The following is a 16,016-nucleotide window of genomic DNA, read 5'->3' as shown; positions in this document are numbered from 1 at the left end:
TTTCATCTTCCACCCCACTCCTTAAGAGCGCTCTTTGAGAGAGAGGCTTCGTGGCCGTTCTAGCCAGCCACCTTCACCATCAGGAACAATCTCGACCACATCGATTTTCGCTTCACTGATAGCAATGATGCGTCCATTGTTACGACCCAAGTAGTCACCCACTTTCACCCGATGTACACCACCGGCACCGTTGACCAGCGCAAACATACCGGCTTCGTTGGAAAGTGTGCCCACCATTTGGAAGACTTCGATATTGAAGCCCTCCAGAAACTGCTTGATACGAGTTTCATCCGGCTTGATCTCCTGCGAGCCTTTCTGCCGGTTGACCAGATCAATCTTGATTGGCGGCTGAAATGGGCTACGCAAGGCAGCAGCGCTATAGGTAAACGCTTCGTACGGTTGAAACTTTGGCAGCGGCTCGATGGAGCCTTTCGGCCGAGCGCGAACTTCATCCATATAGGCTTGAAGATCAGCGAAATCACCGCTCGAATCACAACCTGCCAAGGTCGCCAACAACAGCGTGCCAAGAATTAGTTTGGAGGTTCTCATTGCTTCACCCCCGGTTTAGCAGCAGCACCGGCCACGCCTTTATCGTTGTAGCGGTAGGTCTTGGCCAAAATGGTCATCCGCAACTTCGAAGTGCTATCGGCACTAACCGGTTTAATGTCGAAATCATGCAATGTCACAATACGCGGCAAACTAGCCACGCCGCTGACGAAAGTCGCCAGATCGTGGTAAGCACCCACTACCGAAATCTGAATAGGCAACTCGATATAGAACTGCTGAGTAGACTCAGGCAACAGCTTGATTTCTTCGAACTCAAGGCCGCTACCCAGACCTGTACGAGTAATATCCTCCAGCAAGCCAGGCACCTCGGTGTCGCCGGGGAGCTGCCGCAGAAGAGCGCCGAAAGAAACTTCCATTTCTTTCATCTGATCTTTGTAGGCCTCCAGGTTCGCGGCCTGGAACGCTTTATTGGAATATTGCTCTTTCAGTGTTTGCTCTTGCGCTCGCTGCTTATCCAGTTCCGCTTCAAGATCTTTCAAGTGAAAGTTGTAACCAAGCGCCAAAACAGCGATCAGCAATATCAGGCAAGCGATCGCTTTGACCGCCGCCGGCCACGAACCCAGATTATTGAAATCCAGATCGGCAATATCAATCTTGCGCAAATTCTCTAGAGAGTCAGCCAAGCTCATTTCTTGACTCCTTGTGCTTCAACAGCAGGCTGAGTTTGCTGCACAGTCAACTGAAAGACGTTGGCTTGATCCAGCTCGCCAGCCGTTACAGCTTTAACCGCAGTCAAGTTCGGGGCAGTGAGCCAATCAGAAGCATCCAGGTTACGCATCAGGTTCGAAACGCGGTTGTTGGACTCTGCCGCACCACTAATCGCGATGTTTTTGCCCTTCATACTCAATGCCGAGAAATACACGCCATCGGGCAAGGTCCGCGCAAGTTGGTCGAATACACGACCAATGATCGGCCGATTACCCTGCAAGTCCTGAATGATCTTCATCCGTTCCAGCAGCTGCTGACGACGGGTTTTCAACTCGCTGATTTCTTTGATGCGCGCATCGAGAACCGCAATCTCTTTTTTCACGAACTCGTTGCGCGCATTCTGCTGATCAATTGCGCCACTAAAGTATTGGTCGCCAAGAAATACCGCGCCGCCAGCCACAATCAGCACGCCAGCAAGAGTCACCAGGAAGCGCTGCTTACGCTCCTCGCGCAGCTGCTCCCGCCAGGGCAGTAAGTTAATCCGTGCCATTAGTCGAAACTCCTCATCGCCAGACCACAGGCAATCATCAGCGCGGGTGCATCACTAGCCAGAGCCCCTGCGTTGACCTTGCCACTGAGCGCCATGTCGGCAAACGGATTGGCGACCAAGGTTTGCGTACCGATCTTTTGCTGAATCAGGCGATCCAGATCCGGAATCGACGCAGTGCCGCCTGCCAGAAGGATGTAATCGACGTCGTTGTACTGACCCGCTGCGAAGAAGAACTGCAGCGAGCGCGAAACCTGCTGAACCACAGCTTCTTTGAACGGCTGCAACACTTCCGTGTCGTAGTCATCCGGAAGGCCGCCCTGTTTCTTGGCCAGCCCGGCTTCCTCTACGGACAAGCCATAGCGGCGCTGAATCTCTTCGGTTAGCTGACGACCGCCGAACAGCTGTTCACGGGTATAGATGGTGCGACCGTTGTGCAGCACGCTGAGGGTGGTCATGGTCGCGCCGATATCGACGATCGCTACCGTCAGCTCATCGTGACCGCTGCCCAACTGAGCGGCTAACAGACCGTAAGCCCGTTCCAGCGCATACGCCTCGACATCCACCACTTTGGCGGTCATGCCGGACAAGGCCAGAGCAGCTTCGCGAACCTCGACGTTCTCTTTACGGCAGGCAGCTAGCAACACGTCAACGCGATCTGCGTTACGTGCCGAAGGCCCTTGCACTTCAAAGTCGATGGCGACTTCTTCGAGCGGGTAAGGAATGTATTGGTCAGCTTCGATCTTCAGCTGGTTTTCCAGATCATCGTCCGAAAGCCCGGCTTCCATTTCGATTGTCTTGGTGATGACAGCAGAACCGGCTACAGCGACTGCGACCGTCTTGACGCCCGTCTTGGCCTTGGCCAATACGCGCGACAATGCCTGGCCTACGCCTTCCAGTTCAGCAATGTTTTTCTCGACCACTGCATTGGGTGGGAGCGGCTCTACAGCATAAGCCTCTACTTTGTAGCGGCTTCCTGAGCGACTCAATTCGAGGAGCTTGACGGAGGTCGAACTGATATCGATCCCCAGCAGCGTATTCGCTTTCTTATTGAAGAGCCCTAGCACGACCGATTTCCTATTGGCATCCGCGACTTACGGACTATTTATGTTTTTTCACATTAAATAACAGTCTTGACATAAGCGCAAATGGCTACCTAGCAAAAAAAGCGCTTATAATGTGAACAGTTTTTCCCTTTCGACATTGCCCTACGCTTAACTCTTTCTTTTATCTGGAAATCCAAACATTTTGATGCGCCTGCTGAAGTTCTTCTGGTGGTCCTGCGTAGCCGTTTTTTGTGGACTGTTGCTCAGTCTATCCGGCGCTTATCTGTACCTTAGCCCGGCTCTGCCCTCCGTGGACTCGCTGCGCCGCATCCAGCTGCAGATCCCCCTGCGCGTCTACAGCAGCGATGCCAAGCTGATCGCCGAATTCGGTGAGATGCGCCGCACACCAATTCGCTTTGCCGACATCCCGCCAAACTTCATCAAAGCGCTGCTTTCTGCCGAAGACGATAATTTTGCCAATCATTATGGCGTTGACCTCAGCAGCCTGATGCGCGCTGCCACGCAATTATTAAAAAGCGGGCAAATACAATCGGGTGGCAGCACCATCACCATGCAGGTGGCGAAGAACTTCTTCCTCACTAACGAGCGCAGCTTTTCGCGCAAGATCAATGAAATCCTGCTGGCGTTACAAATTGAGCGTGAGCTGAGCAAAGACGAAATTCTTGAGTTGTACGTCAACAAGATCTACCTCGGTAACCGTGCTTATGGTATCGAAGCGGCGGCGCAGGTTTACTACGGCAAACCTATGCACGATTTGAGCCTGGGTCAGATGGCGATGATCGCCGGACTGCCGAAAGCGCCTTCGCGCTTCAACCCGCTGGTCAATCCGCAACGCAGCAAAGAACGTCGCGACTGGATCCTCGGACGCATGTTCAAGCTCGGCAAGATCGATCAGGGCCAGTATCAGACCGCGCTGGCTGAACCCATTGACGCCAGTTACCACGTTCCAACCCCGGAAGTGCAGGCTCCTTATATTGCCGAGATGGCCCGCGCGGAAATGGTTGGCCGCTATGGCAGCGAGGCCTACACCGAGGGCTTCCACGTTACCACTACTGTTCCGAGCAATCTTCAGGAAGCAGCCAACGAAGCCGTACGCAGTGGTCTGATCAGCTATGACCAGCGCCACGGCTATCGCGGCCCGGAAACGCGCCTACCAGGCATGACCCGCGAAGCCTGGCAAACCGAACTGACCAAGCAGAAAACCCAGAACGGCATCGAGCCGGCCATCGTTACTCAAGTGCTGAAAAGCGGAGTCATGGTGCTGACCCGTAACGGCCAGGAAGAAACCGTCAGCTGGGAAAGCATGAAGTGGGCCCGCCCCTTCCTGAACACCAACAGCCTCGGCCCGCGTCCGCAGAAGCCGGATGATGTGGTGCAAGTTGGCGACCTGATTCGCGTGCTGCGCCAGGAAGACGGCAACCTTGCCTTCAGCCAGATCCCGGCAGCCCAGGGCGCGCTGGTTTCCCTCGACCCGAAAAATGGTGCAATCCGTGCCTTGGTCGGCGGCTTCTCGTTCGAGCAAAGCAACTACAACCGCGCCACCCAGGCCAAGCGCCAGCCTGGCTCCAGCTTCAAGCCTTTCATTTATAGCGCTGCACTGGATAAGGGCTACACCGCCGCCACATTGGTCAACGATGCACCTATTGTTTTCGTCGATGAGTACCTCGACCAGGTTTGGCGGCCGAAGAACGACACCAATACCTTCCTCGGTCCGATCCGTTTGCGCGAAGCGCTGTACAAGTCGCGCAACCTGGTTTCGATCCGCCTGCTGCAAGCCATCGGCATCGACTACGCGCTCGACTATGTGAGCCGCTTCGGCTTCAACAAACAGGATCTGCCGCGCAACCTGTCCATGGCGCTGGGCACCGCCAACCTGACCCCCGTGGAAATCGCCGGCGGCTGGAGCACCTTCGCCAACGGCGGCTATAAAGTGCAGCCTTATCTGATTCAAAGTATCCACAGCCGCAATGGCGAAGCCCTGTATATCGCCAACCCGCCCAGCGCTCCTGGCGAGAATAATGACCAACCGGAAACCGTAGTCGATCCCGCAGCCATTGCCGAAAACATCCCGGCACCGACCAGCACCGCGCCTGCACCAGCCGTAGCCGAACGTATCGTCGACGCTCGCACCACCTACATTCTCACCAGCATGCTGCAAGACGTGATCAAACGCGGCACTGGCCGCCGCGCCCTGGCCATGGGCCGCAGCGATATCGCGGGCAAGACCGGCACCACCAATGAATCGAAAGACAGTTGGTTCTCCGGCTTCAATGCCGATTACATGACCACGGTATGGACCGGTTTCGACCAGCCGGAAAGCCTTGGCAGCCATGAATTCGGCGGCACCGTCGCGCTGCCGATCTGGATGAGTTACATGAGTGCGGCACTAAAAGACAAGCCACCGCATATGCTGCCCGAGCCGCCCGGCCTGCTGACCTTGCGCATCGACCCAGTGAGCGGCCGCGCTGCCACCCCCGGCACGCCAAACGCCTACTTCGAAGTGTTCAAGAACGAAGACTCACCGCCACCGATGAACGAACTCGACCCCGGCTCCAGCGCTCCAGGCAGCCCACTGCCGGCGGATGATGCGGCACCAATCGACCTGTTCTAAACGGCAAAATACCCGCCCAATAAAAAGCCCCGCTGATGCGGGGCTTTTTATTGCTACAACAATCAGCCGTTGAAAACGTCTTCTACCGACGTCAACGGGTAGTGCTTGGGATAAGGCAGAGTCGCCACACCGCTTTCAATCGCGGCCTTGGCCACAGCATCCGCCACTACGGTGATCAGACGTGCATCCATCGGCTTTGGAATGATGTACTGGCGGCCGAACGACAGCTCGATACCACCGTAGGCATCGCACACTTCCTTCGGCACTGGCAGCTTGGCCAGTTCACGCAGGGCGACGGCGGCGGCGATCTTCATCTCTTCGTTGATACGGGTTGCGCGAACATCCAGCGCACCACGGAAGATAAAGGGGAAGCCCAGTACATTGTTGACCTGGTTCGGGTAGTCCGAACGGCCGGTGGCCATGATCACGTCGCTACGGGTTGCGTGGGCCAGCTCCGGGGAAATTTCCGGATCCGGGTTGGAGCATGCGAAGACGATCGGGTCAGCAGCCATGCGCTGCAGGTTTTCCGCAGTGAGCAGGTTGGCACCCGACAAACCGACAAACACATCGGCACCGTCCAGTGCGTCCGATAGCGTGCGCTTGTCGGTTTCGTGGGCGAATACGGCTTTGTATTGGTTCAGATCGGTGCGACCGGAATGAATCACGCCGCTGCGGTCGATCATAAAGATGTTTTCGATCTTCGCCCCCATGCTCACCAACAACTTCATGCACGAGATGGCGGCAGCGCCAGCACCCAGGCAGACGATTTTGGCTTCCGGCAGGGTTTTTCCGACGATTTCCAGGGCATTGAGCATGCCGGCAGCAGTCACGATCGCAGTGCCGTGCTGGTCATCGTGGAATACCGGGATGTCGCACTGCTCGATCAACGCGCGTTCGATCTCGAAGCACTCAGGTGCCTTGATATCTTCCAGGTTGATGCCACCGAAGGTGATGGAGATGCGCTTTACGGTGTCGATAAAGGCTTGCGGGCTTTCCGAATCAACTTCGATGTCGAACACGTCGATACCGGCGAAACGCTTGAACAGTACGCCCTTGCCCTCCATTACAGGTTTCGAAGCCAGCGGGCCGAGGTCGCCCAAACCGAGAATGGCGGTACCGTCGGAAATCACTGCAACCAGGTTGCCTTTGCCGGTGTACTTGTAGGCCAGCTCGGGATCGCGGGCGATTTCACGCACGGGTTCAGCCACACCAGGGCTGTACGCCAGGGACAGATCACGCGCGGTGGAAGTGGGTTTGGTCAGCTCGACACTCAGCTTCCCCGGGCGAGGATGGGCGTGGTATTCGAGAGCGGCAGTTTTCAAATCAGACATGGTGGCATTTCCGCTTTTTTATGCTGTTAAACAGACAGGCAGCGAGGATACGCAAGATGCAAGGCTCGAACAAGACTGGTCAGTCAGGTCTGTCAAGGGCTCTAGCGTACGACTTTAAGCCAATCCCCTGGGGACGGCTCGCCGCTTGGATATAGATGATTGAGTAGGCGCAGACGGGACTCGGCATCACCGGGCAGCGTACTGCCCTGAGCTAGCTTGGTCATGGTTTGCGCGCTTGTGGCACGCACCAGTTGCAGCCGGAGAGGTTGCGCCAGCTTACGCTCTTCGGCCTTCAGAGGTCGAAAACTATTGATCACTTTGAGGAAATTTTCGTCGTGCGTCTCAAGCGAAGCAGGCGCTTTGACGCTGGCAATAAAGACATAGGCCGAGTTGTCTTTGTAGATCACCGCCACACGCTTGGCCGGTCGTCCGGGAATCACTGCGGTATAACCGTCGAGCCCAGCCTGCTGAAGCTCTCGCTCATCAGCCAGACGCCCGGACACCTTGGAACGGATGAACTGCTGCGGCGTTTGCCCTGGCTTCACCTTCTCCAGAACCACGGCGACAAAAGCATCCTGATCAGGGGTATGGGCGATCACCGCATCCGGACGATTGACCAGCTCCCAGCCCGGCGGCGCACTAAAGGTGAAGTCCAACTCCGCGTGGTAGAACTGCTGGCCGCGGCGAATGCCGGTGGACTCCGAGTCACCATAGGGCAGCCCGGCCAGGTGCTGCATAAACACATCACGGCCGACCTCTTGCTGGCCTGTAGCCAGGGCTCGCGCCGGACCGACCACCTGCTGCAGGCGCTGGTCATTGCCGGGGTGGGTGTCGAACACGCCGTGATAGCTGGAGGTCGGTTCGGGTTTACCGGCTTTTTTCGCTTCATCGCGCGCGAAATCGTCCTGACTTTTCAGTACTTCGACCACTTCAATCATGGCCTGCGGGTCATAACCTGCGCGCGCCAGGTATTCGGCACCCAGGCCATCGGCCTGCAACTCCATATCGCGCCCGTAACCACGGACAAACGCAGAACCCAAGGCACTGGTGACATCCCCTGCCGCGCCCACGCCTGTACCAATGGCAACGGCCTGGCCGAGAATGCCCCACGCCTGGGACTGGCTTTGCTGCTGCACGCTATGCCGGGCCGTAACGTGGCCAACCTCATGCCCCAGCACCGCAGCCAGTTCGGCCTCTGAGTTCAAATAAGCGAGCAGGCCGCGGTGGATATAGATGTAGCCACCCGGCAAGGCAAAGGCGTTGATGTCCGGGCTATCAATCACCGTGAAATGGTAGGTCAGGTTGCTACGATGGCTATGCTTGGCCACCCGCTCACCCACTTGCTGCACATAGGCCTGGAGTTTTTCATCGGGGTAACGCGGGTATTGCTTGGCGATTTCCTGGCTGTAATTGCGCCCAAGCTCGAGCTCCTGGCGCTCGCTCATCATCACGAAGTTGGTTTCGCCGGTGGCCGGGTTTTGCGCGCAGCCCTGCAACAGCATCAGCGCGATTGCCAGCCAGAACAGACGGACGATCATGGCCGTACCTCCACCATAGTCGGGTGGGTGAGCGGCAACATCCAACGCACCTGATCGGGTTGCTGCTGGCCGCGCCGCGCCCGGTCGATGACCCAGCCACGCGCCTCGACTGTGCGCCCGCGCATGTCTTGCAGCGCCTGCAGATCAAAGTCTGGCAAGACCTTGCTCGCCACCCGTAACACCAATGGCCCATCCAACTGCAACCAGACGCCACCGCGATTTTGCTCGACCTTCATGACCCGTCCCTGCACCAATGCGAAGCCACTGACATTAACCTGCGCGGCTGTGAGTGCGGGCGTCTCGCGCCACACCCCCAACCTTGCCGCACGGGCGCTGCGCTCAGCCGCCTGCTGGCAAGCCAGCAGCGCCACGTTCGGCGCAATCGCCACCTGAAAGCCCAGCCCTTCGGCCAGCAGCTGCGCTTCAAGATTCTGCCCTTGAACAGCATAGACATGCGCCAGGGTACGACCGTAATGATCCTTGGCCTGCCGGCCAACCTGCACCGCCACCTGCCCGTCACTGGCGCGCACCAGCTCCTGCAAACGGCGCTTGGCCTGCTCGGCAAAGGGTTGCGCCGCCTGGCCTTTATGCGCGAGTTCAGGCGCATTGATCCCAATCAGCCGCACGCTGCGACCGTCGACCAGGCGCAGGGTATCGCCATCTACCACCTGAGTGACACTAACTGACACGAGCCCGCTAGGCGCCGGACAGAATGCCCAGACCGGTCCGACACAAACCGTAGAAACGAAAAAGGCGCCCACTAGGGACGCCTTTTTCAACAGCTGCGAAAAGCCCATCAGGCTTCTCGAGGCTACAAAGCCGATTAGGCCTTGGAACCGAACACACCGAAACGCTGCTTGAAGCGATCAACACGGCCGCCAACGTCCAGCACTTTCTGCTTGCCGGTGTAGAACGGGTGGCACTCGTTGCACACGTCCAGGCTCAGCGGCTTGGCCAGGGTGGAGCGAGTCTGGATCACGTTACCGCAGCTGCAGGTAGCGGTTACGGCTTCGTATACTGGATGGATATCAGCTTTCATGGTGTATTCCTCAGGGCTATCGCGCCGCCACCCGACACTATTGTCGAGTACCGCACGGAATTAGGCCGCGCATCTTACCAGAGTGCGGCAGCCACGCAAGACCGATCGTCAGGCCCTCGCATGCTAAGATCGCGCCTCGCTCTCTAGGACGTTTCCCGCGTGCCCCCGGTAATTTTGCGCCTCGCCCTGCCATCTCCACTGCGCCGTCTGTTCGACTACCTGGCCCCCCAAGGCGTGCCAGCTAGTGCCTTGCAGCCCGGCATGCGGTTGCGGGTGCCGTTCGGGCGACGGGAAATCATCGGCATTCTGGTGGAAGTCAGCGAGCACAGCGAAGTGCCAGCAGACAAACTGAAACCCGCCATCGCCCTGCTCGACAGCCAATCCCCGGTACCGCCGGCGTTTTTCAAGCTGTGCCTGTGGACCGCGCAGTACTACCAGCACAGCCTCGGCGACACGTTCAGTTGGGCGCTGCCCAACCTGCTGCGTCAGGGCGAGCCGGCCGAAGCACGCCAGGAGCGCTTCTGGCATGTGGCCGAAGGCGCTTCTCTCGACGACCCACGTCTGACCCGCGCGCCGCGCCAGCGCGATGCATTAAAGGTGCTCGCCCAGCACCCCCATGGCGTCGCCCATCGTTTGCTCAACCAGTTGCAGCTGAATAAAGACAGCCTCGACCTGCTGCGCGAGAAAGGCCTGGTGACCATCGAGGCCCGCCGTCATGCGCTTATCGAGCGCCATGGCAATTGGCTGGCGCAACCGGAGCTGCCGCTCAACCCGGAGCAGCGCGCCGCCACCGAAGCCATTCGCAGCGGTCTGGGCAGCTTCAACGCCTTTCTGCTCGCCGGGGTAACCGGCAGCGGCAAGACCGAAGTCTATCTGCAGCTGATCCGCGAAACCCTGGAAGCCGGCAAGCAAGCCCTGGTGCTGATCCCCGAAATCAACCTGGGCCCGCAGACCCTGGCGCGCTTCGAGCGCCGCTTCAATGCGCGCATCGCCCTGCTGCATTCGGCAGTCAACGACCGTGAGCGCCTGGATGCCTGGCTCGCCGCCCGCGATGGCGAGGCCGACATCATTATCGGCACCCGTTCGGCGCTGTTCACGCCGATGAAAAACCCGGGCCTGATCATCATCGATGAAGAGCACGACGGCTCTTATAAACAGCAGGAAGGCCTGCGCTACCACGCCCGCGACCTGGCGCTGGTACGCGCGCGGCAGGAAAACATTCCGATTGTCCTCGGCTCGGCCACCCCGTCCCTGGAAAGCCTGCAGAACGCCTACTCCGGGCGTTATGGCCTGCTACGTCTGACCCAGCGCGCCGGCGGCGCCCAGCAACCACGCTTTCTGCGCCTGGATATCAAGAGCCGACCGCTGGACAGCGGCATTTCCGGGCCCATGCAGCAAGCCATTGGCCAGACATTGGCCGCCGGCCAGCAAGTGTTGGTATTCCTCAACCGCCGCGGCTTTGCCCCGACCCTGCTGTGCCACGACTGCGGCTGGCTGTCCGAATGCCCGCGTTGCGATGCGCGGATGACTGTGCATCAGCGCTCCCGCGAGCTGCGCTGCCACCATTGCGGCCATGTCGAACGTCAGCCAAGCAATTGCCCGAAATGCGCCCAGGTCGACCTGCGCCCGGTCGGTGCAGGTACCGAACGCGCTGAGGATCGCCTGGCCACCCTGTTCCCCGACGTGCCCGTACTGCGCGTCGACCGCGAGAGCACCTCGCGCAAGGACGCCATGCAGAATCTGTTCGCCACCATTAATAAAGGCGAGCCGTGCATCCTGATCGGCACCCAGATGTTGGCCAAGGGGCATCACTTTCCACGGGTGACCCTGGTATCGATTCTGGATGCCGATGGCGGCCTGTTCTCCGCCGATTTCCGCGCCAGCGAGCGCATGGCCCAGTTGATCGTGCAGGTGGCGGGGCGCGCCGGACGGGCCGAAGAGCCGGGCCGGGTGATTATCCAGACCCATCTGGCTGACCATCCGCTACTGGTGCAACTCACCGAGCAGGGTTATTTCGCCTTTGCCGAACAGGCCTTGAGTGAACGCCGCGCCGCCGGTCTGCCGCCGTTTTGTCACCTGGCCCTGCTGCGCGCCGAAGCCCATAAGCCTGGCCAGGCCGAAGGTTTTCTCGACGATGCCTGCACCGAAGCCGAACACCTGCTGGGCGAGTTGAACCTCAGCGGCATTGAACTCCTGGGCCCGGTGCCGGCTCCCATGGAGCGCCGCGCCGGCCGTTATCGGGCACAGTTGCTGCTGCAAGCCAATGCCCGCGCGCCACTGCACAAGCTGCTCAACTATTGGCTGACGGCGCTGGAGAAAATGCCGTCCGGCCGCGCGGTGCGCTGGTCGCTGGACATCGACCCGATCGACCTGTTCTGACCGTCAGCACGCCACGGCCGGACCCTGCGGTTGGCAACATCGCAAACGCCACGGATAATGGCCCCCTTTTCACCCGCTTCGCGGCGCCAAGCGCGCTCCGATGGCCGCACGAGCACACCATGAAAGACACCATTCGCCAGCTGATCCAGCAAGCCCTCTCCCGCCTCGTCAGCGAAGGCGTACTGCCTGAAGGGCTTACGCCAGTGATCCAGGTCGAAAACACCAAGGACAAAACCCACGGTGACTTCGCCAGCAACATCGCCATGATGCTGGCCAAGCCGGCGGCCATGAAGCCGCGCGACCTGGCGGAAAAACTCATTGCTGCGCTGCCCGCCGATGCGCAGATCCGCAAAGTGGAAATCGCCGGCCCCGGCTTCCTCAATTTCTACCAGGACAGCCAGGCCCTCGCCCAGCGTCTGGAGCAGGCCCTGACCGACGCCAAGCTCGGCGTACATAAAAGCGGTGCCGCCCAACGCGTGGTGGTCGATCTGTCGTCGCCCAACCTGGCCAAAGAGATGCACGTCGGCCATCTACGCTCCACCATCATTGGTGATGGCGTTTCCCGCGTACTGGAATTCCTCGGCGACACCGTGATCCGCCAGAACCATGTAGGCGACTGGGGCACCCAATTCGGCATGCTGCTGGCCTATCTGCAGGAAAACCCGGAAACCAGCGAAACCCAGCTCTCCGACCTCGAAGGTTTTTACCGCGCCGCCAAGCAGCGCTTCGACGAGTCGCCTGAGTTCGCTGACCGTGCCCGTGAGCTGGTGGTCCAGCTGCAAGCCGGCGAGCCCGAGTGCATGCGCCTGTGGCATCGCTTCAACGCCATTTCCCTGGCCCACTGCCAGAAGGCCTACGACCGTCTGAACGTGAAGCTGACCCCTGCCGATGTGAAGGGCGAAAGCGCCTATAACGATGACCTGGCCAATGTGGTTGCCGACCTGAAAAGTGCCGGCCTGCTGGTAGAAAGCAACGGCGCCCAGTGCGTGTTTCTCGACGAATTCAAGAATGCCGAAGGCAACCCGTTGCCAGTGATCGTGCAAAAGGCCGGCGGTGGCTACCTGTACGCCACCACCGACCTCGCGGCCATGCGCTACCGCAGCCAGGTGCTGAAGGCCGACCGCGTGCTCTATTTCGTCGACCAGCGCCAGGCCCTGCACTTCCAGCAAGTATTTGAAGTGGCGCGGCGCGCCGGCTTCGTCCACCCAGGCATGCAACTGGAACACATGGGCTTTGGCACCATGAACGGCCCGGACGGCAAACCGTTCAAGACCCGTGATGGCGGTACGGTGAAGCTGATCGACCTGCTGGATGAGGCGCAAGAACGCGCCTATGTGCTGGTGAAAGAGAAAAACCCGGAGCTGGCCGAAGACGAACTGCGCACCATCGCGCGAGTGGTTGGCATCGGCTCGGTGAAATACGCCGACCTGAGCAAACACCGCACCAGCGACTACACCTTCAACTTCGAGCAGATGCTCAGCTTCGAAGGCAACACCGCGCCTTACCTGCTGTATGCCTACACCCGTGTCGCAAGCATCTTCCGCAAGCTGGGCAAGGGCTACGACCAGCTTGACGGCCGGATCACGCTGAACGCCGTGCAGGAACAGGACCTGGCCGCCAAGCTGGCGCAGTTCGGCGAAGTGCTGGCCAACGTGGCCGAGAAAGGCACACCGCACACCCTGTGCACCTACCTGTATGAATTGGCTGGGCTGTTCTCCAGCTTCTACGAACACTGCCCGGTCCTCACCGCCGAAGACCCGGCCACCCAGCACAGCCGCCTGCGCCTGGCCGCCCTGACCGGGCGCACCTTGCAGCAAGGTCTGCAACTGCTGGGTCTGGAAACCCTGGAGCGCATGTAAGTTGGCGGCCAAGAAAAAACCTGCACCCAAACGCGGCGCCAGCCGCTACCAGGCCCCAGCCAAACGACCCGTACCGGGTTGGATCTGGCTGGCCTGCGGCCTGGCCATCGGTGCCTTTATCGTGCTGCTGATGAAGCTCGAGCCGGGCCGCAAGGAAATCCAGCGCGACAAGCCGGATGACAAGGCCAGCAAAACCGCCGTCGCCCCCAAGGCACCGGTCGACAGCAGCCCGTCGCCCAGCGGTCCGGTAAAACCCAAGTACGACTTCTACACCCTGCTGCCCGAATCGGAAGTCATAGTGCCGCCGGAAGCCGTACCCGAGCAGACGCCGCCGCCGGCCAGCCCCGCCGAATTGGCCAAGGCTGACGCCGCCCGCGCCGAAGCCGCGCTCAAAGGCGAGACCCCGCCGCCGTTGCCGAGCGCGGTGAAAGCGGCGGTCACCCAGTACTTCCTGCAGGCCGGCTCGTTCCGCAAGCAGGAAGACGCGGACAAGGTGCGCGCGCAGATCATTCTGTTGGGTCAGGACGTGCAGGTGGAATCCGGCATGGTTCGCGATGAGACCTGGTATCGGGTGCTGGTCGGCCCATTCAGCAACCGCGAACAACTGACCGCGGCGCAGAAAAAACTGGCCGGCAGCGGCTTCAGCAATCTGCTCTTGCAGCAGCGCCAGGGACGTTGATCTGACGGGCGGCGAGAACTCTCCTCGTCGCCCGACACCTTCAGTTCCGCCGCCTCCCGGAGGCGTCCTACATTACCGCTCGATTCCCCTCGGCATAGTAAATGCCGCTCGGGTCCGGCACTTTCCCACCTTGCCGACCACTTGCTGGTCACCCCGAGCGCCCTTCTAATTAGAAAAGGTCGCCGCCATGCATCAATCCCCACTACATCATCGCAAGCACCAGCGGATGGGCCAGCTGCCCCTGCTGGCTGCCATGGGCCTGGCCTGTCTTAGCGCACAACAAACCTGCGCCCACGGCTATGTAGAGCAACCCAAGTCCCGCGCCGTGCTCTGTACCGCCGGCGCCGGCAACCTCAACAGCAACTGCGGCAGCGTGGCCTACGAGCCGCAAAGCCTCGAGTACAGCCCCTCGGTCAGCCACCACTATCGCGGTGCCTACTGCGCCGGTGACTTCAGCCAATGCGGCCCGGCCGATGAGACCATCGCCGCCGCCGGCATATCGGCCTTCGGCCAGCTCAACGAGCAGTCCGCTACGCGCTGGACCAAGAACCCCATCAAGCCTGGCCCCAACACCTTTATCTGGCGCTACACCGCCGGCCACGCCTCCGCCTACCACCAGTTCTTTATTACCAAGAAGGACTGGAACCCCAACCAGCCACTGACCCGCGACTCCTTCGAACTCACCCCACTGCTCCAGGAAGACGGCCAGGGCCTGCGCCCGCCGAGCGGTGGCACCAGCAGCCATACCGTCAATATCCCTGCCGATCACAGCGGCTACCACGTGGTGCTGGCCACCTGGAAAATCGCCGACACCGCCGCCACCTTCTATCAGGTGATCGACGTCAACATCAGCGCCAGCGCCGCCGGCACCAACGCTGCCAGCGTGCCGGTGAGCAGCTGGAAAAACATCGGTGCGGTGCAGCCCGAAGCCCTGCAAGCCGGCGACAAGGTGCTGACCCGGGTGTTTACCGCCCAGGGTGAGCAGACTGATCGGCAAACCACCCTGACCCTCGAAACGGCAGCGCAAGCCCAGGCCGATACGTGGCCGTTCCTGTTGGCGCAGAAGGTGGCCAAAGCCAAGGCCGGCTACCTGATGGGTGAACTCAATACCCACGACGAAGTGGTGCCCAACTACGGCAAGAACAGCCTGTACACCCCGTCCGGCAGCGATGTGCTGCGCGTGGAGATCCAGAAGGTGCAGGCCCAGCCACTGAATGTCGGCAGCCTGAATCTGGATGGCCTGCAAGCCAGCTACAAGGTGGAAGGCGGCATGGTGCAGCTGCACCTCAACGCCCTCACCGAGGGTGGCCCCTATACGGTCAGCGCCACCCTGTTCAATGCCAAAGGTGAAAGCGTGGCCTTCCAGCAGAGCGAAGCGGGTAGCACCTCGCCACACCTGATGTTCAGCCTGCGCAATCCGCCAGCCGGCACCTATGACCTGGTGGTGGTGGCCAAACCGGAAGCCGGCGAGCCATTGCAGAAAACCCAGCGTTTCAGCATCGAGGCCCCGGCCTCAGGCAAAGCCGAGTACGTGTTCCCCAACGGTCTGAAGAGCTACAAGGCCGGCACCAAAGTGCTGGCCCGCGACGGCAACACCTACACCTGCAAACCCTGGCCCTATAACGGCTATTGCGTGCAATGGAGCAGCAGCGCCACCCAGTTCGAGCCGGGCAGCGGTTCGCATTGGCAGATGGCCTGGACCCGCGATTGAGCCCAGGCGGGGCCGCAGCCCACGGAAACCGCGAAGCCAG

The 16,016-nt window shown here is 60.1% G+C and carries 13 protein-coding genes; 5 read left to right on the top strand and 8 right to left on the bottom strand.

Annotation, left to right across the window (positions count from 1 at the left end; genetic code table 11):
- Positions 1 to 21: 21 nt before the first annotated feature.
- Genes pilP through ACVW0Y_RS03965 form a run of 4 tightly spaced genes read right to left on the bottom strand, consistent with a single transcriptional unit; the run spans position 22 to position 2,829 of the window.
- Positions 22 to 549, bottom strand: a complete 528-nt coding sequence (gene pilP, locus ACVW0Y_RS03980; RefSeq protein WP_457436212.1) for a type 4a pilus biogenesis lipoprotein PilP — start codon at positions 547 to 549, stop codon at positions 22 to 24.
- Positions 546 to 1,196, bottom strand: coding sequence for a type 4a pilus biogenesis protein PilO (pilO, locus tag ACVW0Y_RS03975; RefSeq protein WP_457436211.1), 651 nt, complete (start codon positions 1,194 to 1,196; stop codon positions 546 to 548). Before pilO ends, pilP begins: the two co-directional genes overlap by 4 nt.
- Complete coding sequence (locus ACVW0Y_RS03970; RefSeq protein WP_457436208.1) at positions 1,193 to 1,765, bottom strand: PilN domain-containing protein; 573 nt, start codon at positions 1,763 to 1,765, stop codon at positions 1,193 to 1,195. Before ACVW0Y_RS03970 ends, pilO begins: the two co-directional genes overlap by 4 nt.
- Positions 1,765 to 2,829: a pilus assembly protein PilM gene (locus tag ACVW0Y_RS03965; protein WP_457436207.1), complete on the bottom strand. Its 1,065-nt coding sequence runs from the start codon at positions 2,827 to 2,829 to the stop codon at positions 1,765 to 1,767. Before ACVW0Y_RS03965 ends, ACVW0Y_RS03970 begins: the two co-directional genes overlap by 1 nt.
- A 184-nt stretch (positions 2,830 to 3,013) precedes the next feature.
- Here ACVW0Y_RS03965 and ACVW0Y_RS03960 point away from each other — a divergent pair, with 184 nt between their 5' ends.
- Positions 3,014 to 5,440, top strand: coding sequence for a penicillin-binding protein 1A (locus ACVW0Y_RS03960; RefSeq protein ID WP_457436206.1), 2,427 nt, complete (start codon positions 3,014 to 3,016; stop codon positions 5,438 to 5,440).
- Between the two features lie 62 nt (positions 5,441 to 5,502).
- Here the strand turns inward: ACVW0Y_RS03960 and ACVW0Y_RS03955 are convergent, their stop codons facing one another.
- From ACVW0Y_RS03955 to rpmE, 4 genes are all read right to left on the bottom strand, one after another.
- Positions 5,503 to 6,771: a malic enzyme-like NAD(P)-binding protein gene (locus tag ACVW0Y_RS03955; protein WP_457436204.1), complete on the bottom strand. Its 1,269-nt coding sequence runs from the start codon at positions 6,769 to 6,771 to the stop codon at positions 5,503 to 5,505.
- A gap of 101 nt (positions 6,772 to 6,872) precedes the next feature.
- A complete protein-coding gene (locus ACVW0Y_RS03950; RefSeq protein WP_457436202.1) occupies positions 6,873 to 8,309 on the bottom strand; it encodes a M48 family metalloprotease in 1,437 nt (478 codons plus the stop codon).
- Positions 8,306 to 9,106, bottom strand: a complete 801-nt coding sequence (locus ACVW0Y_RS03945) for a thermonuclease family protein (RefSeq protein WP_457436201.1) — start codon at positions 9,104 to 9,106, stop codon at positions 8,306 to 8,308. Before ACVW0Y_RS03945 ends, ACVW0Y_RS03950 begins: the two co-directional genes overlap by 4 nt.
- Positions 9,107 to 9,132: 26 nt before the next feature.
- Positions 9,133 to 9,348: a 50S ribosomal protein L31 gene (gene rpmE / locus ACVW0Y_RS03940; protein ID WP_108096257.1), complete on the bottom strand. Its 216-nt coding sequence runs from the start codon at positions 9,346 to 9,348 to the stop codon at positions 9,133 to 9,135.
- 159 nt (positions 9,349 to 9,507) lie between these two features.
- On the opposite strand from rpmE, the gene ACVW0Y_RS03935 reads away from it, so the two are divergent.
- The 4 genes from ACVW0Y_RS03935 to gbpA all read left to right on the top strand — a co-directional run bounded on the left by ACVW0Y_RS03935 (position 9,508) and on the right by gbpA (position 15,976).
- Positions 9,508 to 11,727 (top strand): primosomal protein N', encoded by a 2,220-nt coding sequence (locus tag ACVW0Y_RS03935; protein WP_457436200.1) that lies wholly within the window; start codon positions 9,508 to 9,510, stop codon positions 11,725 to 11,727.
- Positions 11,728 to 11,846: 119 nt separating this feature from the next.
- Positions 11,847 to 13,586 (top strand): arginine--tRNA ligase, encoded by a 1,740-nt coding sequence (argS, locus tag ACVW0Y_RS03930; RefSeq protein WP_457436198.1) that lies wholly within the window; start codon positions 11,847 to 11,849, stop codon positions 13,584 to 13,586.
- 1 nt (position 13,587) lies between these two features.
- A complete protein-coding gene (locus ACVW0Y_RS03925; RefSeq protein WP_457436196.1) occupies positions 13,588 to 14,265 on the top strand; it encodes an SPOR domain-containing protein in 678 nt (225 codons plus the stop codon).
- A 187-nt stretch (positions 14,266 to 14,452) separates the two neighbouring features.
- Complete coding sequence (gene gbpA, locus ACVW0Y_RS03920) at positions 14,453 to 15,976, top strand: N-acetylglucosamine-binding protein GbpA (RefSeq protein WP_457436195.1); 1,524 nt, start codon at positions 14,453 to 14,455, stop codon at positions 15,974 to 15,976.
- Positions 15,977 to 16,016: the final 40 nt, after the last annotated feature.

The sequence above is a fragment of the Pseudomonas sp. TE3786 genome (genome assembly GCF_054057335.1).
This window is presented reverse-complemented; position numbering and strand designations above follow the sequence as displayed.

Coding starts and splice junctions, on each gene's coding strand:
- ACVW0Y_RS03960 (WP_457436206.1), top strand. CDS start 3,014: ATGCGCCTGCTGAAGTTCTTCTGGTGGTCCTGCGTAGCCGTTTTTTGT.
- ACVW0Y_RS03955 (WP_457436204.1), bottom strand. CDS start 6,771: ATGTCTGATTTGAAAACTGCCGCTCTCGAATACCACGCCCATCCTCGC.
- ACVW0Y_RS03950 (WP_457436202.1), bottom strand. CDS start 8,309: ATGATCGTCCGTCTGTTCTGGCTGGCAATCGCGCTGATGCTGTTGCAG.
- pilO (WP_457436211.1), bottom strand. CDS start 1,196: ATGAGCTTGGCTGACTCTCTAGAGAATTTGCGCAAGATTGATATTGCC.
- ACVW0Y_RS03970 (WP_457436208.1), bottom strand. CDS start 1,765: ATGGCACGGATTAACTTACTGCCCTGGCGGGAGCAGCTGCGCGAGGAG.
- rpmE (WP_108096257.1), bottom strand. CDS start 9,348: ATGAAAGCTGATATCCATCCAGTATACGAAGCCGTAACCGCTACCTGC.
- gbpA (WP_457436195.1), top strand. CDS start 14,453: ATGCATCAATCCCCACTACATCATCGCAAGCACCAGCGGATGGGCCAG.
- ACVW0Y_RS03945 (WP_457436201.1), bottom strand. CDS start 9,106: ATGGGCTTTTCGCAGCTGTTGAAAAAGGCGTCCCTAGTGGGCGCCTTT.
- pilP (WP_457436212.1), bottom strand. CDS start 549: ATGAGAACCTCCAAACTAATTCTTGGCACGCTGTTGTTGGCGACCTTG.
- argS (WP_457436198.1), top strand. CDS start 11,847: ATGAAAGACACCATTCGCCAGCTGATCCAGCAAGCCCTCTCCCGCCTC.